The following is a 20,403-nucleotide window of genomic DNA, read 5'->3' as shown; positions in this document are numbered from 1 at the left end:
AAGGGAGCAGCCTTGCTTTACAAGCCTATCTTGGTAGTCTTGTAATACTAGGCTTAGGCTTGAACTGCCTTCAATTTATTGCTAACTCACTCTTGCTAGGGGTGGGTTGCAATAAAATTTTCAGCAATGTGATATAAATTTTTTAAAATTTAATTTTATTTTTATTTTTTAAAGATAAAATAGCCAATAATTTTTTAGAAAGGAGAAAAAATGTCTTATATTAGTTTTAACTTAATGCTTTCTTCTTTCTGTATGCGTGCTTGGCACGCTTAATCTACTCGTATATACTCATATTCTATAAATTTACATTTCCAAACAATCTAGTTTAAAGCTGATAAAAGGCTTTTTAGTATTTTTTTAATTAACAAAAAAGGATAAAAAATGAATTTTAATAAAGAAACTTTAGCATTACATGGAGCTTATAATTTTGACACTCAAAGAAGTATTAGTGTGCCTATATATCAAAATACTGCGTATAATTTTGAAAATTTAGATCAGGCTGCAGCGAGATTTAATCTTCAAGAACTTGGCAATATTTACTCAAGGATAGGCAATCCTACAAGCGATGTTTTAGGACAAAGACTTGCTAATGTTGAGGGTGGGGCTTTTGGAATTCCTGTTTCTAGCGGTATGGCAGCTTGTTTTTATGCCCTTGTGAATTTAGCAAGTTCAGGAGATAATGTCGCGTATTCAAATAAAATTTATGGTGGAACTCAAACTTTAATTTCTCACACACTTAAAAATTTTGGCATAGAAGCTAGGGAATTTGATATCGATGATTTAGATAGCTTAGAAAAAGTTATAGATCAAAACACAAAAGCGATTTTTTTCGAAAGTCTTTCAAATCCTCAAATTGCCATAGCTGATATAGAAAAAATAACCCAAATAGCAAAAAAACATAAAATCGCTACCATTTGTGATAATACCGTTGCTACTCCTTTCTTACTCCAACCTTTTAAACATGGAGTGGATATAATCGTGCATAGTTTAAGTAAATATGTAAGCGGTCAAGGCAGTGCTTTAGGCGGAGTGCTTATAGAAAGAAAAGATTTAAACGACTTGCTTAAAAATAACGATAGATATAAAACTTTTAATACTCCTGATCCAAGTTATCATGGACTGAATTTAAATACACTTGATTTGCCAATTTTTAGCATTAGAATCATCATCACTTGGCTTAGAGATTTAGGAGCTAGTTTAGCGCCTCAAAATGCTTGGTTGCTTTTACAAGGACTTGAAACTTTAGCAGTGCGTATAGAAAAACACAGCCAAAATGCTGAAAAAGTTGCGAATTTTTTAAATTCTCATCCTGATATCAAGGGTGTAAATTATCCTACTTTAGCAAGTAATGCTTATCATAATTTATTTAAAAAATATTTTGATAAAAATTTCGCTAGTGGACTTTTAAGCTTTGAAGCTAGGGATTATGAGCATGCTAGAAGAATTTGTGATAAAACTCAACTTTTCTTACTTGCTGCAAATTTAGGTGATAGTAAATCTTTAATTATCCATCCTGCTTCTACTACTCATTCTCAACTAAGTGAAGAAGAACTTCAAAAAGCAGGCATTAAGAAAACCACTGTGCGTTTAAGCATAGGGCTTGAAAATAGCGATGATTTGATAGCGGATTTAAAACAAGCTATAGAAAGTTAAAGAGCGTGTTTATGTTAAGTGGAATTATAGTTGGTTTGTTATTAGGCTTTGTTTTGCAAAGGGGACGATTTTGCGTTGTGGGAGCTTATAGAGATGTATTTTTAAGTAAAAAATTTACAATTTTTATAGCGCTTTTTATCGTCGTTGCATTGCAAAGTATTGGTGTTTGGGCTCTTCATTCTTTAGGATATATTTCGATAAAGCCTCAAGAGTTTTATTGGCTTTCAACGATTATTGGTGGGATTATTTTTGGCTTTGGTATGGTCATAGCAGGAGGATGTGCTACAGGAACTTGGTATAGAGCAGGGGAGGGCTTGATCGGTTCTATCGCAGCTTTATTGTTTTATGCTTTTAGTGCAAGTGCTGTAAAATACGGAGTTCTTTTGCCTTTGCAGGATAATTTAAATACTTTTAAAATTTCTGATGGAACTTTTTATCAAAGCTTGGGAATTTCTCCTTGGATTTTGGTGCTTGCCTTGAGTTTGGTTGTTGGCTTTTTTGTGATTAGAGAATTACGCAAGCCACGCCTTAAAGTCGCAAGATTAAAGCCTAGAAAGCAAGGAATTTCACACATATTGTTTGAAAAATCATGGCATCCTTTTGTTACGGCTGTTTTGGTTGCATTGATCGCAATTTTAGCTTGGCCTCTTTCAAGCTTAAGTGGAAGAAATTATGGTTTAGGGATTACAACTCCTTCGGCAAATCTTGTACAATACCTTAGTACAGGTGATGTTCAGTTTGTTGATTGGGGAGTTTTTTTGGTTCTTGGAATCGCACTTGGATCTTTTTTAGGTGCTAAATTATCAGGGGAATTTAGATTTCGTCTTCCTGATAAAAAAACTCTAGCTTATGCAAGCATAGGAGGAATTTTAATGGGGGTTGGAGCTTCTCTTGCTGGAGGCTGTACCATAGGTAATGGATTGGTAGAAACATCGCTTTTTTCGTATAAAGGTTGGGTTGCTACGGTATTTTTCTTAATAGGTGCTTACATAGCTACTTTTTATACAATTATATTGCCTACGCGTAAGGCAACACAAAAGATATAAGGATAAGATATGGTAACTTTAGATACTAGAGGAAAGGTTTGTCCCTTTCCACTCGTTGAAGCAAAGAATTTGGTTCAAACTTTAAAAAGCGGTGAAGAATTAGAAATTCTTTTTGATTGTACACAGGCTACAGAAACAATCCCACAATGGGCTGCTGAAGAAGGACATGAGATCGTTGATTTTGAACTTTTAGGCGATGCAGAATGGAGAATAAAGCTTATTAAAAAATAAAGGAGAAAAAATGCCACTGATTATTCCAGAAAATATACCCGCTTATGAGCTTTTAAAAGAGCATGCTTTTATCATGGGATCAAGGAGAGCAAAGCATCAAGATATCAGGCCGCAAGAAATTTTGATTGTCAATCTTATGCCAAAAAAAATTGAAACAGAAAATCAAATTCTAAGCTTACTTGCAAATTCTCCTTTGCAAGTAAATATCACACTTTTAGCCACGACTAGCTATGTGGGTAAAAATACTCCTTTTACTCATTTAGAAAAATTTTATAAAGGTCTTGATGAGGTTAAAAAACATAAATTTGATGGTGCTATTGTTACAGGAGCTCCTGTGGAACAAATGGATTTTGAAAAGGTTGCTTACTGGGAAGAATTGCTAGAAATTTTTGATTTTTTAAAGCAAAATGTAACAAGTTCTATGTATATTTGTTGGGGTGCCATGGCTGCTTTAAAATACTTTTATGGTGTGGATAAAATCTCTTTAGATAAGAAAATTTTTGGAGTCTATAAGCATGATAAAGTTTCGCCTGATCTGCTTTTAACAAATTTAGATGAAAAGGTTTTAATGCCTCATTCAAGACATTCTAGCATGGATGAAGAGCAAATTTTAGCACTACAAAAACAAGGGAAATTAAAAATTTTGCTTAGAAATAAAAAAATCGGTTCGGCTTTATTAAGAGATGAAAAGAATATTTTTATTTTAGGGCATTTGGAATATTTTAAAGAGACTTTACATCAAGAATATGTAAGAGATAATTTCATACAAAAAGCTAAAAATTATTACGATAAAAAGGGCAATATAAAATACAATTGGCGTTCAAATGCGAACACCATCTTTGCAAATTGGCTCAATTATGATGTGTATCAAAGCACACCTTTTGTGCTTTGATGATTTAATTTCTTGTAGTAGGGGTATCGTGATATACGCTTACTGCACCTTTGATATCGCTTAAAATCGCGCAAGCTGCTTCATTGGCACTTCCCATCGCGCAAGCTACCATAGTCGTAACACCTGAAGCAAGTCCTGCTGCGTAAATTCCTTCTTTGATAATCTGTCTCCCGTGATGTTTGAAGCAAAATTTGTTTGGCTTTGGCATAAGTTCATGAGGTATAACAAAGTCTTCAAGTCCTTTGATTTCACTTTTACTTGCTCCTGTTGCTACGATGATATAATCTGCTTTTATACCCAAGCCTTGCTCATCATTAACCGTAAAATCGCCTTTTTCTCCACTAATGCTTACTACTTTTGAATCGATATATTTTACCTCAAGCATAGAAGCAATTTGTTCTTTTATATGAGTGTAAATTTCATCTGCTTTTGCACCTTTTGGGAAAAAAGGAACATTGTAAATTGCTGCTGCTTTTAAATCTGCTTTACCCTCATCAAAAACAGTGATATCAAAGTCAAGTTCTTCATTTTTAGCTGAAGCGAAAAATAAAGCCGCGCTAAGTCCTGCGATGCTACCGCCTATAATTGCAATTGATTTTCTCATTTTTTTCCTTTTTAAAAATTTGTCTTATTCTAGTATAAAAAGCTTTATTTAATCTAATATCGATCTTTTTTATACAATTTGTTAAAAATGTTTATTTTTCAATTGCTCTAAAAGTAATTTTTTATATAATTTTCTAAAAATTTTTCAATAAGGAAAGCTCATGCGTTATGGTGAAAAAGAAATTAAAGAATTTGATGTAGAAAATATGGAAATTTGGCCTAATGATGCGAAGAATGATTATATTATAAAAATCACCTTACCTGAATTTATGTGTTGTTGTCCGCGTTCGGGTTATCCTGATTTTGCGACGATTTATCTTGAGTATATACCTGATCAATTTGTGGTTGAACTTAAAGCGATAAAACTTTATATCAATACTTTTATGCATAGAAATGTTTCACATGAAGCAAGCATCAATGAAATTTATAATACCTTAAAAGATAAGCTCAAGCCAAAATGGATTAAGGTGGTAGGGGATTTTAATCCACGCGGAAATGTGCACACAGTGATAGAATGTCGCAGTGATATGGTAGTGCCAAAATGAAATAAAGCTTTTGCATTCATGTAAAGCTTTATAAAAAATAGCTTTAAAGTGCAAAAGCTTCAAAATTTTTTCAATATTCTAAATTTATAGAGCTATTTTCTAAATATTTTTTATCTTACCTTTCACGCTCGCTTCACACAAAAAACATAAACTTACACTTGTTAAAACATTTTAAGGAGTTAGATAATGAAAACAAAAATTATCCCTGCTATTCTAGCATGCTCTGCAATTCTTGCAAGTGCGAACATGGTCCCTGCTTCGACTCAAACTCCTGCAGTCGCACCTGCCCCACTTCATCCATATCCTGCATACCCACAACAAGCTATGCCACCACAAGATTATTTTAATGGCTTACCAAAAAATATCAACAGCCAAATTCAAAATCTACATCCAGGTGCTTTTATTGTTGATGTGGATTGGGAAGAGTATGGTTATGAGGTTAAGCTCAATAATTTTATGGAGCTTTATTTTGATCGCAATGGCAATTTTTTGGGACAAAAATTTGATGATTAATCACTTTTGATTGAAACTTTTTTACAAAGAGTAAATTTACTCTTTGTGTTTTTTATTCTTTTTTAGATAAATTTATATTATAATTGCACATTTTTTTAAATATAAGTTATATATTTTGATATTAGTTGTCTATCGTTGAGGCAAAAAGTCTAATATTTTTAGATGTTAAGTGATTTATGTTGAGCTTGCTTTCCTTGAAAAACAAATCTTTAAAAATATGGAAAATATGATTTAAAAAGTCAAATTTATAAGCGTTTTAAGGCCGATTCTTCTCGAATTTGCAAACAATCTCAAACCATAGAATACTTACATATCTTAGAAAAAAATTAAAAAAGTAACAAAAATAATACTATATTAATTATCAATATAATATAATATAATGCGTTTTACAAAACCAATTTAAAGGAAAAATTATGAATAAAAAGTTTTTAAGTGTAATTGTGGGTATTGCGCTATTTTCAAGTTCAGCTTTAGCTGCGGAAGAATCAGGTTTTTTTATAGGTGCGGATGCAGCTTATGTTCAAACTAAAGTTAAAGGGGATTTAAAACATAATAAAACCGGTGCTGTTTTTAATGGTGATTTATCTAGTAGCATTCCTATTTTAGGTTTAAGAATGGGTTATCGTTTTAATGATTTACATAGATTGTATGCTGCTTATAATTATTCTGATGAATTTAGTGATATTATAAGAACTCCTAATCTTAGAATAGAGGGTGATTTTAACACACATAAATTCTTGCTAGGCTATGATTTTACTCCAGAAATTTTTAAAAGAGTAAGAGCTGTTGCGGGTGGATATTTAGGCTATGCAAAAACAAGTATTGATTTAAAAACATCTTTATTATCTTTATCTCAAGATTTTGATGGTTTTGTTTACGGAGCAAAAATAGGTGCTATATTTGAATTAGGCGCTTCTAATGAAATCGAAGTAGGTTTTAAAGCAGAACAAATCGAATACAATACTAGAAATTATTACCAAGAAACTATAGGGTCGAATTTTTATGATCCAAGACAAACAAATTATGGTTTATATTTAGGTTATACTTACAAATTCTAATGAAGTATTTTATCGGTAGGATTTCAACCCCCACCGATAAAATATTTTTCCACATCGTCTAATAATTTTTCACAAATTTGAGAATCAGTATTTTTATCTACTACAAGATTGATATAAGTTCTAGTATCTCTAAAACTTCCTGCCGATTTTGTATTTTCGCGTGTTAATTTTTGGTTTTCTTTGGTGTATTCTATGGTGATGTTAAATTTAAGAGCCGCGCTTGCTTCTCCTAGATTGGTTTTTATTAAAACATTCATTTTTGAAGCTTTAGCAAGTGTAGCTTGGGTTTTGTTTATGATCTCTTTAAAGCGTTGGCAAGATCGTATAAGTGTAGCGATAAATTTGTTATCAAGTCCTTCATAAGCTACTTTGAGTTTATTTTTGATATCTTTTGTACTTTCTTTTTCAGGAGCAACAAAAACCATGTAAAAACCTGTTTTGATTGGGACATTATCAGTTTTGACATCGCGCCCACTTGCCATAACTTTAACATAAATTGCATTATCAAGATAGACACGATCTACCATAGGTCCGTAAATTTCATACTCTTTTCTACGAACTATTACTTCACGAGCCAATACATTTAATTTTACATTAGCTTCATGGATAACAGGCTCCATTTCTTTTTTGATTTCTAAAAGCTCTTTTAACATCAACATCCTTTTTGTTACTTAAAATTACAATTATAACAATAAATTTCTTAATTTGTAAATTTTTATTTTGTGTATTAACTAAAAATATGCTAAATTCGAAACTATATAATTTTATGAAGGAGGCGACAATGACACAGGTTTTTAAAAATTCAAATTCAATTCAAGTCAAAGAGCAAAAAAATAAAGAAAATCACTTTAACCTGATGCTGCAACTCTCACTCATCCTAAACTAAAATTTTTATTTTTTTTAATCATTTCTGAAATTTATTTATTTTACTATTGTTTTTAAGTTTTTGAATTTTTAATAAAATTCATTCGGTTTATCTCGTTTTTTAAGGATTAAAATATGAAGAATAATAAAATTATCATTTTTGATACAACTTTACGCGATGGTGAACAAGCCTTAGGCAGTTCTTTAAATATAAATCAAAAATTACAGATTGCCTTAGCGCTTGAAAATTTAGGTGTTGATGTGATAGAAGCAGGTTTTCCTGTATCTTCACAAGGAGATTTTGAAGCGGTAAAAAATATAGCCTCAAAAGTAAAAAATTCAACCATTTGTGCGCTTTCTAGAGCTTTGGATAAAGATATAGATGCCGCTTATGAGGCTTTAAAAGTGGCGGATTCTTTTAGAATTCATACTTTTATAGCCACTTCAACTTTGCACATACAAGATAAATTAAAAAAAGATTTTGATGAAATTTTAGCTATGGCACAAAGAGCGATTGCAAGAGCTAGAAACTATACTGATGATGTGGAATTTTCATGCGAAGATGCAGGAAGAACTCCTATTGATAATCTTTGTTTTATGGTAGAAAATGCTATCAAAGCAGGGGCTAGAACTATCAATATACCTGATACTGTGGGTTATACTTTGCCAAGTGAATTTGCTAATATCATCAAAATTTTATTTAACAAAGTGCCAAATATAGACAAAGCTGTTATTTCTGTGCATTGTCATAATGACTTAGGTATGGCAACAGGCAATAGCTTAAGTGCTATTTTACAAGGCGCAAGACAGATAGAATGTACTATGAATGGGCTTGGTGAAAGGGCTGGAAATTGCGCTTTGGAAGAAGTTGTAATGGCGATAAAAACAAGAAGCGATTATTTAAAAGGTTTTTATACAGATATCAAGTGTGAAAATATTTCTAAAACTTCAAAATTAGTTTCAGCTATCACTAATGAAAGCATACCTTCACATAAAGCCATAGTAGGAAGTAACGCCTTTTCTCATAGTTCTGGAATTCATCAAGATGGAGTACTTAAAAATAGACAAACTTATGAAATTATAAGCCCTAGCAGCATAGGACTTCATGAAAATCGTATGCTTATGACTGCAAGAAGCGGTAGAGCTATGATTAAAACTTGTCTTGATAATTTAGGATATGATGAAAAAACTTATAATTTAGATGAAGTTTATGAGAGTTTTTTACGCCTTGCGGATAAAAAAGGACAGGTTTATGATTATGACTTAGAGGCTTTAATGTTTTTAAGTTATGAAAATGATGAAGAAAATGAATTAGTACTTGAAAAATTAAGCGTAATCAGCGGCACTATCCCAACAGCTTGTGTTTGTGTGCGTATAAAAGAAGAATTAAAAACTGAAGCTTGTACCGGAAATGGGCCCATAGAAGCGGTGTTTAATTGCATCTCTAGAATCACAGGCTTAAACCCTGTTTTAAAAGCATATAGCATTAATGCAAAAAGTTCAGGTGTGGATGCACAAGGGCAAGTGGATGTGGATTTAGAATTTAAAGGGAGAAAATTTCATGGCAAAGGGCTTTCAACAGATGTTATAGAAGCATCAGCTCAAGCCTTTATCAGTGCTTACAATGCAATTTATCGATCTTTAAAAGTTGAAGAAAGGAAAGCAGTATGAATACTTATAAAATAGCAGTTTTGCCAGGAGATGGCATAGGGCCTTCAGTGATGAAAGAGGCTTTAAAAATTTTAAATTTTGTCGCCCAAAAACACGGCTTTAAATTAGAAACAAAAGAAGCGAAGATAGGTGGGGCAAGTATAGATGCCTATGGGGTAGCATTAAGCGATGAGACTTTAAAGCTTTGTGAGCAAAGCGATGCTATTTTGTTTGGTTCAGTAGGAGGACCTAAGTGGGATAATCTACCTATAGATCAAAGACCTGAAAGAGCTTCGCTTTTACCTTTAAGAAAGCATTTTAATTTATTTGCAAATTTGCGTCCTTGTAAAATTTATGAAAGCTTAAGACATGCTTCGCCCTTAAAAGATGAAATTATCCAAAAAGGTGTGGATATCTTGTGCGTTAGAGAGCTTACAGGCGGGATTTATTTTGGTAAGCAAGAATTGGGCAAAGAAAGTGCTTATGATACTGAAATTTACACTAAAGCAGAGATAGAAAGGATTACACGCCTTGCTTTTGAAAGTGCAAGAATAAGAAATAAAAAAGTGCATCTAATTGATAAGGCAAATGTTTTAGCAAGTTCTATTTTATGGCGTGATGTAGTAGATCAAATTGCAAAAGAATACGAAGATATCAAGCTAGAATACATGTATGTAGATAATGCAGCTATGCAAATTATTAAAAATCCTAGCACTTTTGATGTAATGCTTTGTTCTAATCTTTTTGGCGATATTTTAAGCGATGAATTAGCAGCTATAAGTGGATCTTTGGGCTTGCTTTGTTCTGCGAGTTTAAATGATAAAGGTTTTGGGCTTTATGAGCCAGCAGGTGGTTCAGCTCCTGATATAGCTCATTTAAATATAGCCAATCCTATAGCCCAAATTTTAAGTGCTGCTTTGATGTTAAAATATAGCTTTAAAGAAGAAAAGGCTGCAAGGGATATAGAAAATGCCATAGCCATAGCTTTAGAGCGTGGAAAAATGACTAAGGATTTAAATGCGAATTCTTATTTAAGCACCGATGAAATGGGGGATTGTATAGTAGAAATTTTAAAGGAGAATAACAATGGCTAAAACTTTATATGAAAAAGTGTTTGATTCTCATGTGGTTTATCAAAAGGAAAATGAACTTCCTATACTTTATATCGATAGACATTTAATCCACGAAGTAACAAGCCCTCAAGCTTTTTCAGGTCTTAAAATGGCAAATCGTAAAATGGCAAGATCGGATTTGACTTTAGCAACTATAGATCATGATGTATCGACTAAAAGCACAGATTTGGATGCTTGTTCAGGTATGGCAAAAGAGCAAATTACGACTTTGATGCAAAATACTAAAGAATTTGGAGTCAGACTTTTAGGCCTAGGCGATAAAAATCAAGGTATAGTGCATATAGTAAGTCCCGAGCTTGGTTTTACTTTACCGGGTGTAACTTTGGTTTGTGGGGATTCTCACACTGCAACACACGGGGCCTTTGGAGCTTTGGCTTTTGGTATAGGCACAAGCGAGGTCGAGCATGTAATGGCTACGCAAACTTTAAAACAAGCAAAACTTAAAACTATGAAAATAGAATGTAAGGGTCAGTTTCAAAAGGGTGTTTATGCTAAGGATTTGATTTTATATCTTATATCAAAATACGGTACCGCAAAAGGCACAGGCTATGCTATAGAATTTTGTGGAGAGTTGATAGAAGGCTTGAGTATGGAAGCTAGAATGACACTTTGCAATATGGCTATAGAATTTGGAGCAAAAGTCGGTATGATAGCTCCTGATGAGATTACTTTTGAGTATATAAAAGGGAAAGAATTTGCTCCAAAGGGAGAAGAATTTGAAAAGCATTGTGAGTATTGGAGAAGTTTAAAAAGCGATGAGGGCGCACAATATGATGAAAGTATAGTCCTTGATGCAAGCCAAATTCAACCGCAAATCAGCTATGGAACTAATCCTTCTCAAGTTATTGCTATAAATGAAAGAATTCCAAAAGTCAGTGATTTTATCAATCCAAGCGATCAAAAATCTTTACTTGATGCTTTAGATTATGTGAATTTGGAGCAAGATCAAAGCTTAGAAGGGGTAAAAATCGATATTGTTTTCATAGGTTCTTGTACAAATGGGCGTTTAGAAGATCTTAAGATAGCTGCGGATATTTTAAAAGGGCGTAAAATTCACAAGGATGTTAAAGCTTTAATCGTGCCTGGTTCTATGCAAGTGAGAAAAGAAGCTGAAAATTTAGGACTTGATAAAATTTTTATCGAAGCAGGGTGTGAGTGGAGATATGCAGGGTGTTCAATGTGTCTTGGTATGAATGATGATAAAGCAAGTGCGGGACAAAGAGTTGCTTCAACTTCAAATCGTAATTTTGTAGGCAGACAAGGTAAAGGTTCTATCACCCACTTAATGAGTCCTGCAAGCGCAGCAGCCTGTGCCATAGAAGGCATTATTTGTGATAATAGAAAGTATTTAGGAGTTTAAAATGCAAAAATTTACTACTCATAAAGGTATAGCTTGTCCTTTGGAATATGCCAATATCGACACAGATCAAATCATCCCTAAGCAATTTTTACTTGCTGTTTCAAAGCAGGGCTTTGGTAAGCATTTATTTCATGATTTGCGTTATTTAGACGATAAAGAAAGCGTTTTAAATATGGATTTTAATCTCAATAAAAAAGAATATCAAAATAGCTCTATTTTGGTGAGTTTTGAAAATTTTGGTAGTGGCTCTTCAAGAGAGCATGCGCCTTGGGCTTTGGTTGATTATGGTATTAGAGCTATTATCGCACCTTCTTTTGCAGATATTTTTAAAAATAATGCTTTAGGAAATGGTTTGCTTACTATAGAGCTTGCTAAAGATGAGGTTGTAAGCATTATAAAACAACTGAAAGAATCTGAAGATAAAAATATAGAAATTTCTTTATTTGAGAAAAAGGTATTTTTTAAAGATCAAGTTTTTTCTTTTGATTTGGATGAATTTCGTAGAACCTGTTTACTAGAAGGGCTTGATAATATAGCTTTAACTTTAAAATATGAAGAACAAATCAAGGCTTATGAGAAAAACTCAAAAAGCTTTTTGGTTTAGGATTTTTTCATAAGCGAAAAATTCATCTTCATAGCAAGGGATATGAAAAGCCCCACAAAACTCAAAATTTAATTTTTTAAAGAGCGAATTCATAGGGATATTTTTACTATGAGTATCCGCTCTTAAGCTATATTTTCCTTCATTTTTAGCATAAGTTTCACAAAAATTTAACAGCTTTTGCGCCACGCCTTTGCCTTTAGCATTTTCTTTTACAGCCAAACGGTGCAGATAAAAAGCTAGATTATTGTAGGATTTTTTAAAGTTGATTTGCTCGTAAAATTCGGGTTCGAATTTTTCATTGATGCAAATAAAGCCTAGAATCTCATCCTTTTCTTTATAAAGATAAAGCTCTTGTGCTTTGATATCTTCTTTAAAAATTTCTTCATTAGGGTAATGTTCATTCCATTGATTAAAATTCATAGCTTTCATGGAATTTAGAGCGTCTTTTGTTATGTTAAGTATGGAATTTAAATCTTTTTGTGTAGCTTTTTCTATGACAAAATTTTGCATAAAAATCCTTTTGTAATGTAAATACTAGTGTTTAACTTTAATATTTTTTGTAAGTTTTATTTCTTCAAAAAACCCTATTGAGTTTTAAAAGCCCCAAAAAGAACTTTAATTAATTGAAAATCATTATAACACAAAAGCAATAAATTGAAATCAAAAATCCTTTAGTTTGTTTATATATAGTGCTTTTAAGGTATTTTTTGAAAGTTGAAGAAATTGAAAGAAATGAAAAATGGTGGCTCCGATTGGACTTGAACCAACGGCCACTACCATGTCAAGGTAGTGCTCTACCAGCTGAGCTACGGAACCATGGTGGAGCATAGCGGGTTCGAACCGCTGACCCCAACGCTGCCAGCGTTGTGCTCTCCCAGCTGAGCTAATGCCCCTTAGAATTTTCTAAAAAATTTTAGCGCAATATTACTTTTTTTTGGCTGAAAACTAAATTTAAAATTCTTATTAAAAGTTATAAAAATAAAATATAAAAGAATTTTAAATTATTTGATTAATTCTAAAATTTCTCTTTTGCATTCATCTTTGTTAAGATCGAGTTGCCCAGAATAGTAAAAATATTTAGTCAAAACTAAAATCCCTATATAAAATTCTTTTTTCTTATCTAAGAATTTCTTAACATACTGATGAGCATTATTAATGATTTCTAGCGCATCTTTTGGATGACTGATAAAATGTTCGATTACTGTAGCTAAGTTATCATTATCAATTAAAGCAAAATGGTAATTTGGTTTTAAAGTTCCTTCCATGAACCAAGTTTCGCAAGTTATTTTTGGGGCTAAGACTAAAGAATTGGAATTCATTTCCCATTTTAAATTGCTTGCTACATCGTTGCCTTCTAAAGAGATTATAAATTTATATTTCATTTGTTCTTTTTTACTTAAAAAGTTTTTTTCCATTGACTCAATTGCTTTGAAGTATCTCCTATATCACAAAATGATTTACCAAAATAAGAATGAAAAAATTCTTTTCTATGTTTTTGATATACAGCACCTCTAAAAATTGCTATATCTTTTTTATTTTCATATTTTATATTGTCTTTTAAAAAACAAAAATACCTATTTTTATCAAGTTTTAATAAAATGTTGTTTGTATTATTTTCTAAAGGTCTTGATTTACAAATGGCCGGCTCTTTAAAAGTATATTTTACATCACCAAATTCTTTTTTCCATAAAAAATCATCATTAAAGTATTTACTAATTTCATAAGCATCAAAAGCATAAGAAGTATTTTTAAAAGGAAATTTTCCTATTTTTTCTCTTTCTGTTAATGTAAAAAAATCATTTATTTGATTGTAATACTTAACCCGAGTTCGTATTTCTTCTAGCTCTTTAGCATTATATTTTAAAATTTCATTGAAAATTTTATGCAATTTTGTTTGAAAAAAATATCTTGGTGTAAAAGATATTCCGATGCCTTTTAAATTCATAAATAATCTCGATTGTAGCATTGTGAAGTCCATATAAAAAATTATAATATTTTACAAAAATATTATCTAAGTAGTAAAGTAATTTTTAATAAAACAATAATATTTTAATGTTAAAAAGTTAATAGTGGCAGACAGGAAGGGATTCGAACCCTCGAAAGCTTGCACTTTACACGCGTTCCAGGCGTGCTCCTTCAACCGCTCGGACACCTGTCTAATTAAAAATTAAATTATATCTAAAAAAGCTTTAAATAAAATTTTAGTAAAAAAGAGTATAATTACATTTTCATTTTGTAAAATAATCTTTAAAGATTTATTATGTCAGGGTAGCTCAGCTGGTTAGAGCGCTGGTCTCATAAGCCGGAGGTCGGGAGTTCAAGTCTCCCCCTTGACACCATTTTTAAAACTTCTTTTAAAAAATCACCCTTAAATTATTTTAATTACAAATTTTATCTTAATAGTTTTAAATTATAAATTTGTTTTTATCTTAGAATTTAAGTTCTATTTTAAATTTTTGGCATTTAAATTTGTACCATCTTTTATATGGCTTGAAATAAAATTTGTTTGAAGAGATGGTTTTGAGATAAGGTATATTTTATAAAAGATAGAAATTTGATTATTGTATTTTAAAGATTAATGTTTAAAAATTTATCTCGAAATAATCAAAAAAATAATCAAATTTAAAGACACAAGGGGAATTTGTTATTATAAAATTAACTTAAAATAGACTTTTGATAAGAGTATAGTATCATAAAATTATAATTTGATTGATATTTAAATTTATCAAAGCGCACATCGTTTTATTTATAAATTTAAATATCTTAAAATTTCAATAAAAGATTTATTCAATTAGCGATTGCTTTTATCTTTAGAAATCACCCAAATCATACCCACAAAACCTATCAACACAACGACAAATATAAAAATGATTTGAAAAATATCCAAAGCTGTCATAATTCTTTTGCCCTTTCTTTGAGTTGTCCACAAGCTGCTGAAATATCAAGTCCCTTGCTCTCTCTTATGGTGCAAGTTACTCCTTTAGCGCTTAATAAATCTTGAAATTTGATCGCATTTTCAAGCTTAGGACGATGATAAATACTACCCTCGTGAGGATTGAAAAGTATCAAATTCACTTTGGCTTTTATACCATTTAAAAGCTTGACCAGTTCTTTTGCGTGTTCAAGTTTATCATTAATGCCATCAATGAGCAAATACTCAAACATTACTCTTTTTCTTTGATCTATAGGAAAAGCACGCACAGCATCCATGATCGCAGCTATATTATAAGCTTTATTTATAGGCATGAGTTCGGTTCGGAGTTCATCATTAACCGCGTGAAGGGAGATGGCAAGCAAGACGCCTAAATTCATTTCACCCAGCTCTTTGATTTGCTTTGCTAAACCACTTGTGCTTATGGTTTGTCTGCGAGGGCTGATAGCAAGTCCATCATTTTGAGAGAGAATTTTAACTGCCTTGGAAACATTTTTAAGATTGTCAAGAGGTTCTCCCATGCCCATATAGACTATATTGACACGACGCTCATAGGGGATATTGTTTTGTTTTTTGATCCATAAAATTTGTCCGACTATCTCTCCCGCGCTCAAATTTCTTTTTAAGCCTCCTTTGGCAGTAAGGCAAAAACTACAGCCACTTTTACAGCCTACTTGGGAAGAAACGCAAATAGTATATCTTGTATGTGAAATTCTTTTACCCTCTTCGTCAAATTGTTCTTCTTTCATAGGCAAAAGTACACTTTCTATCCTTAAGCCATCGATAAGTTCAAAAAGATATTTGATACTTCCATCTTTGCTTTGTTCATTTTTAACGCATTTAAGAGGAGAGAAATGGTAAGTTTGCGCAAGTTCTAAACGCAAATCTTTTGGTAGACTTGACATATCGGAAAAATTATTTGCATATTTTTGATATATCCATTGATAAATTTGTTTCACGCGAAACATAGGCTTGATTTTTTCTTCCAATTCTTCAGGTAAAAAGTCTAAGATATTAATGAGTTCTTTCAAGATTGCTTTCCTTTGATTGCTAAATATAATGATTAATTTTTAAATATTCTTCTAGTTTTTCTTTTGCCTTTTGATGATTTTTTATAAAATCTTCATGAGCATTTTCATTGCAAAAATTAGTCGCACATAAAATGCATTCTGCATCTATATCTAAATTTTTAGCCACGCTTAAAATCGAAAAAGCTTCCATATTTTCAGCAAAAAAACCTAGTTTTGCAAATTCTTTTGCTGCTTTTGAATTTTGACAAATATAATTAGAAGAATTGACTTTGATTGTTTCACGAGAAACATTTTGATTGTTGAGTTTGATTTCAATGTTTGCAGGAGTGTAGAATTGATCAGAAATATAAGAAAATTCAATATTACAAGCATGAGAACTTTTATAAATTCCTAGAATTTCTCCTTTATCGTAAAGTCCACATGTTCCTATAAATATAAGTTTTGAAGGTTTTTCTTTTAAGCAAAGTTGTGTTAAATGAAAGGTTGATTCTACCAAACCTATACCTATGGTTTTGGCAAAAGAAAAATTTTCATTTCCACCCGCACAAACTATCATTCACATATCCTAAAAATAATTTAGCAAGAATTTTAGCTAAAAAGGCTTAAAATTAAGAATTTTTAGCTAAAATAAAAAACTATTATGATGAAAGCAAAAAAACATTACGGACAAAATTTTTTAAACGATAAAAGTATTTTATCAAAAATCATCCAAGCCATACCCAAAGATACTGAAAATATAGTAGAGATTGGGCCTGGCTTAGGTGATTTGACGCAAGAGCTTTTAAAAGTTTCTCATGTAAAGGCTTATGAGATAGATGATGATCTTATACCTATTTTGCGTAAGAAATTTCAAAAAGAACTTGATTGTGGAAAATTAAATTTGCTTCATCAAGATGCAAGTAAGCTCGCATGTTTTGATGAAAAGAAGTATTTTTTGGTCGCTAATTTACCTTACTATGTCGCAAGTCATTTGATTTTGCAAGCCTTAGAGGATAAAAATTGCTCAGGTTTGATAGTAATGGTTCAAAAAGAAATGGCATTGAAATTCTGTGCTCATAGTGGAGAAAGTGATTTTTCAGCTCTTGGAGTTTTAAGTGCTATGATTTGTGAACGAGAAATACTGTTTGATGTAGAGCCTGAATGTTTTAATCCACCGCCAAAAGTAGTATCAGCAGTGATGAAAATGATTAAATTCAGAGCTTATCAGGATCTCTGTGAAATTCATGCTTTTAAAGCTTTTTTGAAAGATTGTTTTAAAGCGCCAAGAAAACAATTATTAGGGAATTTAAAAATTCATAAAGCTAAATTAACAGAGCTTTTTCAAGAGTTAAAACTCAATTTAAATTTACGCCCACATGAACTTTGCGTCGATTCATACCTTAAAATTTACGAAAAAGTAAAGGAAGAATATGAACGAAAACAACAAAGGAAATAGTGAAAATACAAACAATCCTAACTCAAATTCAAAAAACAACAAGCGCTATAAATACAGAAATCGTAGAAAAAAATTAGCCGATTCTATCAGTGAAAATTCTCAAAATTCAACTCATGAATTTTCTAACAACGAAAAGATAAATACCAAGAAAAATTCTACAAATACTCAACCTTTAGAAGGTGAAAATGTAGAAAAACCAAGTGAGAAAAAGAAAAAAAGAAATCGCAATCTTCCTTCAAAACTCACAGGTGATGAAGATTGGCAAATCGCTCTTGCAGAATGCATAGAAGCTAACCGTATTTCACATGAAAACCGCTTACACCCTTTAAAATATAATAATTCTAGCGAGCATAAAATCCGCATCACTCCTTTAGGAGGTTTAGGAGAAATTGGTGGAAATATCAGTGTTTTTGAAACCAATAAAGATGCAATTATAGTAGATATAGGTATGAGTTTTCCTGATGGAACTATGCATGGGGTAGATATTATTATCCCTGATTTTGACTATGTAAGAAAAATTAAAGATAAAATTCGTGGTATAGTGATCACTCATGCACACGAAGATCATATCGGTGCAGTGCCTTATTTCTTTAAAGAATTCCAATTTCCTATCTACGCTACACCTTTGGCTTTAGGAATGATTTCAAACAAATTTGAAGAACATGGCTTAAAAGCAGAACGCAAATGGTTTCGCCCTGTAGAAAAACGCCGTGTTTATGAGATAGGCGAATTTGATATAGAGTGGATCCACATCACGCATTCTATCATTGATGCTTCAGCACTTGCGATCAAAACAAAAGCAGGAACGATTATCCACACAGGTGATTTTAAAATTGATCAAACTCCAATCGATGGCTATCCAACAGACTTAGGACGTTTGGCACATTATGGAGAAGAAGGGGTTTTATGTCTTTTAAGCGATAGTACAAATTCGTACAAAGAAGGTTATACAAAAAGTGAAAGCTCCGTAGGGCCAACTTTTGATCAAATCTTTGCACGTACCAAAGGCAGGGTGATCATGAGTACTTTTAGTTCTAATATCCACCGCGTTTATCAAGCTATCACTTATGGTTTAAAATACGGTAGAAAAGTTTGTGTGATCGGTCGTTCTATGGAAAGAAATCTTTATACCACTATGGAATTAGGCTACATCAAACTTGATAGAAAAATTTTCATCGATGCTGATGAAGTAAGCAAATATAAAGACAATGAAGTGCTTATCGTAACTACAGGAAGTCAAGGCGAAACCATGAGTGCGCTTTATAGAATGGCAACTGATGAGCATAAATTTATAAAAATCAAACCTACAGATCAAGTGATTATTTCAGCTAAAGCCATACCAGGAAATGAAGCAAGTGTTTCTGCGGTGCTTGACTATCTTTTAAAAGCAGGAGCTAAAGTAGCGTATCAAGAATTTAGTGAAATTCATGTAAGCGGACACGCTAGTATAGAAGAGCAAAAGCTTATGCTAACCCTTACTAAGCCTAAATTTTTCCTACCAGTTCATGGAGAATACAATCACATCACCAAACACAAAGAAACAGCGATGAAGTGCGGTATCCCTGAAAGAAATATTTATCTTATGAGTGATGGCGATCAAGTAGAACTTTGCCAAAAATATGTCAAACGCATAAAAACCGTAAAAACAGGTAAAGTTTTTGTAGATAATCAAATCAACAAACAAATCGCCGATGATGTAGTTATAGATCGCCAAAAACTTGCAGATAGTGGTATAGTAGTTATTATCGCACAAATTGACAAAGCTACAAAAACACTGATCAACAAACCAAGAGTATTTAGCTATGGGCTAGTAGCTGACAAACACGATCATACTTTTAGCAAAGATATGGCTGAAGTTTTAGGACAATTTTTCATCAATGTTAAAGATGAAGTACTCAATGATCCAAGATTTTTAGAAAATCAAATCCGCCAAGTTTTAAGAAAACATATCTTTAGAAAGATTAAAAAATACCCAACCATAGTTCCAACTATTTTTGTAATGTAAAAAAGGGCAAAAACGCCCTTTTTAAGGAAGATCAAATGAGAATTAATAAATTTATATCCCATAACACCCGCTATTCACGCCGTGAAGCCGATGAACTTATCAAACAAGGCTTAGTAAAAATAAACAACAAAATTGCTCTTTTAAGCGATGAAGTTAAATTTGATGATAAAGTTTTTGTTAAAGGTAAAAGAGTACAAAAAAGAACGCAATTTAGCGTGATAATCTACCATAAACAAAAAGGTGAAATTGTCAGTAAAAAAGACGATCGTGGAAGAAAAACTATATATGATACCTTGCCAAGACAATTTAGTACTTGGCTTAGCGTAGGTAGGCTGGATTATGCAAGTGAAGGCTTACTTTTGCTTACAGATTCTCCTGTGATTGCCGATGCTTTAATGCATAGCGATTTAGAAAGAGAATACTACCTTAAAGTTAAAGGCACGGTGAGCAAACAAGTCATCGAAGCCATGCAAAATGGACTTGAGATTAAAAATGAAAAAAAAGGCGCACATGCAAAAACTAAAATTACCTCTATGAGTTTTGCTCCTTTTATAGACTTTGAAATTTTTGGATCAAGTGGAGGCTATACTAAGCTTAGAGTGGTTATAAATGAAGGTAAAAATAGAGAGCTTAGACGCTTTTTTGGACATTTTGATCTTGAAGTCATGGATCTTAAGCGTGTTGCTTTTGGGGCTTTAGATCTTGGTATGTTGAAGGCGGGAAAACATCGTTATTTAGAAAATGGCGAATATGAAAAATTAAGAGATTTTTTAAAATTTAATGAAATAAGATATTGACCATTATATGCAAAAATTTAAAAAATAATGATAATTTTTAAATTCTAAAAA

22 protein-coding genes, 4 tRNA genes and 1 pseudogene are annotated in these 20,403 nt (G+C 32.0%); 16 read left to right on the top strand and 11 right to left on the bottom strand.

Features of this window, described 5'->3' with window-relative positions; all coding sequences use genetic code 11:
* Nucleotides 1-381: 381 nt before the first annotated feature.
* Genes KAR67_RS05910 through metA form a run of 4 tightly spaced genes read left to right on the top strand, consistent with a single transcriptional unit; the run spans nt 382 to nt 3,822 of the window.
* Nucleotides 382-1,653, top strand: coding sequence for an O-acetylhomoserine aminocarboxypropyltransferase/cysteine synthase (locus KAR67_RS05910; protein WP_002789803.1), 1,272 nt, complete (start codon nt 382-384; stop codon nt 1,651-1,653).
* A gap of 11 nt (nt 1,654-1,664) precedes the next feature.
* Entirely contained in the window at nt 1,665-2,699 is a 1,035-nt protein-coding gene (locus KAR67_RS05905; protein ID WP_002779372.1) for a YeeE/YedE family protein, read from the top strand.
* A 9-nt stretch (nt 2,700-2,708) separates the two neighbouring features.
* Nucleotides 2,709-2,930: a sulfurtransferase TusA family protein gene (locus tag KAR67_RS05900; protein WP_002779371.1), complete on the top strand. Its 222-nt coding sequence runs from the start codon at nt 2,709-2,711 to the stop codon at nt 2,928-2,930.
* Between the two features lie 10 nt (nt 2,931-2,940).
* Nucleotides 2,941-3,822 carry a homoserine O-succinyltransferase gene (gene metA, locus KAR67_RS05895; RefSeq protein WP_170876434.1) on the top strand — a complete coding sequence of 294 codons (882 nt, stop codon included), beginning with the start codon at nt 2,941-2,943 and terminating at the stop codon, nt 3,820-3,822.
* A 4-nt stretch (nt 3,823-3,826) separates the two neighbouring features.
* Here the strand turns inward: metA and KAR67_RS05890 are convergent, their stop codons facing one another.
* Nucleotides 3,827-4,426, bottom strand: a complete 600-nt coding sequence (locus tag KAR67_RS05890; protein WP_002779369.1) for an NAD(P)/FAD-dependent oxidoreductase — start codon at nt 4,424-4,426, stop codon at nt 3,827-3,829.
* Nucleotides 4,427-4,586: 160 nt separating this feature from the next.
* Between KAR67_RS05890 and queF the strand changes: the two genes are divergently transcribed.
* From queF to KAR67_RS05875, 4 genes and pseudogenes are all read left to right on the top strand, one after another.
* Entirely contained in the window at nt 4,587-4,970 is a 384-nt protein-coding gene (gene queF / locus KAR67_RS05885; RefSeq protein WP_002779368.1) for a preQ(1) synthase, read from the top strand.
* A 186-nt stretch (nt 4,971-5,156) separates the two neighbouring features.
* Nucleotides 5,157-5,483, top strand: coding sequence for a PepSY-like domain-containing protein (locus KAR67_RS05880; protein ID WP_002779367.1), 327 nt, complete (start codon nt 5,157-5,159; stop codon nt 5,481-5,483).
* 213 nt (nt 5,484-5,696) lie between these two features.
* Nucleotides 5,697-5,813: pseudogene (locus KAR67_RS09680) on the top strand (modification methylase); the annotation flags it as partial.
* Nucleotides 5,814-5,896: 83 nt separating this feature from the next.
* Nucleotides 5,897-6,541, top strand: a complete 645-nt coding sequence (locus KAR67_RS05875; RefSeq protein WP_002779974.1) for an outer membrane beta-barrel protein — start codon at nt 5,897-5,899, stop codon at nt 6,539-6,541.
* A 23-nt stretch (nt 6,542-6,564) separates the two neighbouring features.
* Here the strand turns inward: KAR67_RS05875 and KAR67_RS05870 are convergent, their stop codons facing one another.
* The gene (locus KAR67_RS05870) at nt 6,565-7,194 is read right to left on the bottom strand and encodes a hypothetical protein (protein ID WP_002779976.1); all 630 of its coding nucleotides are present in this window, start codon (nt 7,192-7,194) and stop codon (nt 6,565-6,567) included.
* Between the two features lie 346 nt (nt 7,195-7,540).
* On the opposite strand from KAR67_RS05870, the gene leuA reads away from it, so the two are divergent.
* From leuA to leuD, 4 genes are read left to right on the top strand one after another with little or no spacing between them, the layout of a single operon-like run.
* Nucleotides 7,541-9,076, top strand: a complete 1,536-nt coding sequence (leuA, locus tag KAR67_RS05865) for a 2-isopropylmalate synthase (RefSeq protein ID WP_002783533.1) — start codon at nt 7,541-7,543, stop codon at nt 9,074-9,076.
* Nucleotides 9,073-10,149, top strand: a complete 1,077-nt coding sequence (gene leuB / locus KAR67_RS05860) for a 3-isopropylmalate dehydrogenase (protein WP_002783534.1) — start codon at nt 9,073-9,075, stop codon at nt 10,147-10,149. The genes leuA and leuB overlap by 4 nt, the downstream gene beginning before the upstream one ends.
* Nucleotides 10,136-11,548, top strand: a complete 1,413-nt coding sequence (gene leuC, locus KAR67_RS05855) for a 3-isopropylmalate dehydratase large subunit (protein WP_072212035.1) — start codon at nt 10,136-10,138, stop codon at nt 11,546-11,548. The genes leuB and leuC overlap by 14 nt, the downstream gene beginning before the upstream one ends.
* A 1-nt stretch (nt 11,549) precedes the next feature.
* Nucleotides 11,550-12,152 (top strand): 3-isopropylmalate dehydratase small subunit, encoded by a 603-nt coding sequence (leuD, locus tag KAR67_RS05850; RefSeq protein ID WP_002785517.1) that lies wholly within the window; start codon nt 11,550-11,552, stop codon nt 12,150-12,152.
* Here the strand turns inward: leuD and KAR67_RS05845 are convergent.
* From KAR67_RS05845 to KAR67_RS05825, 6 genes are all read right to left on the bottom strand, one after another.
* On the bottom strand, nt 12,132-12,662 hold the full coding sequence (locus KAR67_RS05845; protein ID WP_002789817.1) for a GNAT family N-acetyltransferase: 531 nt from the start codon (nt 12,660-12,662) through the stop codon (nt 12,132-12,134). The genes leuD and KAR67_RS05845 overlap by 21 nt on opposite strands.
* A 230-nt stretch (nt 12,663-12,892) precedes the next feature.
* Nucleotides 12,893-12,968 (bottom strand) — tRNA-Val (locus KAR67_RS05840).
* A gap of 1 nt (nt 12,969) precedes the next feature.
* A tRNA-Ala gene (locus KAR67_RS05835) sits at nt 12,970-13,045 on the bottom strand.
* A 108-nt stretch (nt 13,046-13,153) separates the two neighbouring features.
* The gene (locus KAR67_RS09675) at nt 13,154-13,567 is read right to left on the bottom strand and encodes a glycosyl transferase family 90 (protein WP_004284592.1); all 414 of its coding nucleotides are present in this window, start codon (nt 13,565-13,567) and stop codon (nt 13,154-13,156) included.
* Entirely contained in the window at nt 13,549-14,118 is a 570-nt protein-coding gene (locus KAR67_RS09670) for a hypothetical protein (RefSeq protein WP_223206573.1), read from the bottom strand. Before KAR67_RS09670 ends, KAR67_RS09675 begins: the two co-directional genes overlap by 19 nt.
* 104 nt (nt 14,119-14,222) lie before the next feature.
* Nucleotides 14,223-14,310: transfer RNA gene (locus KAR67_RS05825), tRNA-Ser, on the bottom strand.
* 104 nt (nt 14,311-14,414) lie between these two features.
* Here KAR67_RS05825 and KAR67_RS05820 point away from each other — a divergent pair.
* Nucleotides 14,415-14,491: transfer RNA gene (locus tag KAR67_RS05820), tRNA-Met, on the top strand.
* Nucleotides 14,492-14,943: 452 nt separating this feature from the next.
* Here KAR67_RS05820 and KAR67_RS09665 read toward each other — a convergent pair.
* The 3 genes from KAR67_RS09665 to KAR67_RS05810 are packed head-to-tail and all read right to left on the bottom strand — an operon-like array spanning nt 14,944 to nt 16,671.
* Nucleotides 14,944-15,048, bottom strand: a complete 105-nt coding sequence (locus KAR67_RS09665; RefSeq protein ID WP_002779359.1) for a hypothetical protein — start codon at nt 15,046-15,048, stop codon at nt 14,944-14,946.
* On the bottom strand, nt 15,045-16,115 hold the full coding sequence (rlmN, locus tag KAR67_RS05815; protein ID WP_002779983.1) for a 23S rRNA (adenine(2503)-C(2))-methyltransferase RlmN: 1,071 nt from the start codon (nt 16,113-16,115) through the stop codon (nt 15,045-15,047). The genes KAR67_RS09665 and rlmN overlap by 4 nt, the downstream gene beginning before the upstream one ends.
* Before the next feature lie 19 nt (nt 16,116-16,134).
* On the bottom strand, nt 16,135-16,671 hold the full coding sequence (locus KAR67_RS05810; protein ID WP_002779357.1) for a purine-nucleoside phosphorylase: 537 nt from the start codon (nt 16,669-16,671) through the stop codon (nt 16,135-16,137).
* Nucleotides 16,672-16,755: 84 nt separating this feature from the next.
* Between KAR67_RS05810 and rsmA the strand changes: the two genes are divergently transcribed.
* From rsmA to KAR67_RS05795, 3 genes are read left to right on the top strand one after another with little or no spacing between them, the layout of a single operon-like run.
* The gene (gene rsmA, locus KAR67_RS05805) at nt 16,756-17,550 is read left to right on the top strand and encodes a 16S rRNA (adenine(1518)-N(6)/adenine(1519)-N(6))-dimethyltransferase RsmA (protein WP_002783542.1); all 795 of its coding nucleotides are present in this window, start codon (nt 16,756-16,758) and stop codon (nt 17,548-17,550) included.
* Nucleotides 17,525-19,555 carry a ribonuclease J gene (locus tag KAR67_RS05800; protein ID WP_162284601.1) on the top strand — a complete coding sequence of 677 codons (2,031 nt, stop codon included), beginning with the start codon at nt 17,525-17,527 and terminating at the stop codon, nt 19,553-19,555. Before rsmA ends, KAR67_RS05800 begins: the two co-directional genes overlap by 26 nt.
* Nucleotides 19,556-19,590: 35 nt before the next feature.
* On the top strand, nt 19,591-20,352 hold the full coding sequence (locus KAR67_RS05795; protein ID WP_002853086.1) for a pseudouridine synthase: 762 nt from the start codon (nt 19,591-19,593) through the stop codon (nt 20,350-20,352).
* The last annotated feature ends 51 nt before the right edge of the window (nt 20,353-20,403 follow it).

The sequence above is a fragment of the Campylobacter sp. JH32 genome (genome assembly GCF_017846535.1).
Classification (GTDB): Bacteria; Campylobacterota; Campylobacteria; order Campylobacterales; family Campylobacteraceae; genus Campylobacter_D; species Campylobacter_D coli.
This window is presented reverse-complemented; position numbering and strand designations above follow the sequence as displayed.

Coding starts and splice junctions, on each gene's coding strand:
- KAR67_RS05910 (WP_002789803.1), top strand. CDS start 382: ATGAATTTTAATAAAGAAACTTTAGCATTACATGGAGCTTATAATTTT.
- KAR67_RS05905 (WP_002779372.1), top strand. CDS start 1,665: ATGTTAAGTGGAATTATAGTTGGTTTGTTATTAGGCTTTGTTTTGCAA.
- KAR67_RS05900 (WP_002779371.1), top strand. CDS start 2,709: ATGGTAACTTTAGATACTAGAGGAAAGGTTTGTCCCTTTCCACTCGTT.
- metA (WP_170876434.1), top strand. CDS start 2,941: ATGCCACTGATTATTCCAGAAAATATACCCGCTTATGAGCTTTTAAAA.
- KAR67_RS05890 (WP_002779369.1), bottom strand. CDS start 4,426: ATGAGAAAATCAATTGCAATTATAGGCGGTAGCATCGCAGGACTTAGC.
- queF (WP_002779368.1), top strand. CDS start 4,587: ATGCGTTATGGTGAAAAAGAAATTAAAGAATTTGATGTAGAAAATATG.
- KAR67_RS05880 (WP_002779367.1), top strand. CDS start 5,157: ATGAAAACAAAAATTATCCCTGCTATTCTAGCATGCTCTGCAATTCTT.
- KAR67_RS05875 (WP_002779974.1), top strand. CDS start 5,897: ATGAATAAAAAGTTTTTAAGTGTAATTGTGGGTATTGCGCTATTTTCA.
- KAR67_RS05870 (WP_002779976.1), bottom strand. CDS start 7,194: ATGTTAAAAGAGCTTTTAGAAATCAAAAAAGAAATGGAGCCTGTTATC.
- leuA (WP_002783533.1), top strand. CDS start 7,541: ATGAAGAATAATAAAATTATCATTTTTGATACAACTTTACGCGATGGT.
- leuB (WP_002783534.1), top strand. CDS start 9,073: ATGAATACTTATAAAATAGCAGTTTTGCCAGGAGATGGCATAGGGCCT.
- leuD (WP_002785517.1), top strand. CDS start 11,550: ATGCAAAAATTTACTACTCATAAAGGTATAGCTTGTCCTTTGGAATAT.
- KAR67_RS05845 (WP_002789817.1), bottom strand. CDS start 12,662: ATGCAAAATTTTGTCATAGAAAAAGCTACACAAAAAGATTTAAATTCC.
- KAR67_RS09675 (WP_004284592.1), bottom strand. CDS start 13,567: ATGGAAAAAAACTTTTTAAGTAAAAAAGAACAAATGAAATATAAATTT.
- KAR67_RS09670 (WP_223206573.1), bottom strand. CDS start 14,118: ATGCTACAATCGAGATTATTTATGAATTTAAAAGGCATCGGAATATCT.
- KAR67_RS09665 (WP_002779359.1), bottom strand. CDS start 15,048: ATGACAGCTTTGGATATTTTTCAAATCATTTTTATATTTGTCGTTGTG.
- KAR67_RS05810 (WP_002779357.1), bottom strand. CDS start 16,671: ATGATAGTTTGTGCGGGTGGAAATGAAAATTTTTCTTTTGCCAAAACC.
- rsmA (WP_002783542.1), top strand. CDS start 16,756: ATGATGAAAGCAAAAAAACATTACGGACAAAATTTTTTAAACGATAAA.
- KAR67_RS05800 (WP_162284601.1), top strand. CDS start 17,525: ATGAACGAAAACAACAAAGGAAATAGTGAAAATACAAACAATCCTAAC.
- KAR67_RS05795 (WP_002853086.1), top strand. CDS start 19,591: ATGAGAATTAATAAATTTATATCCCATAACACCCGCTATTCACGCCGT.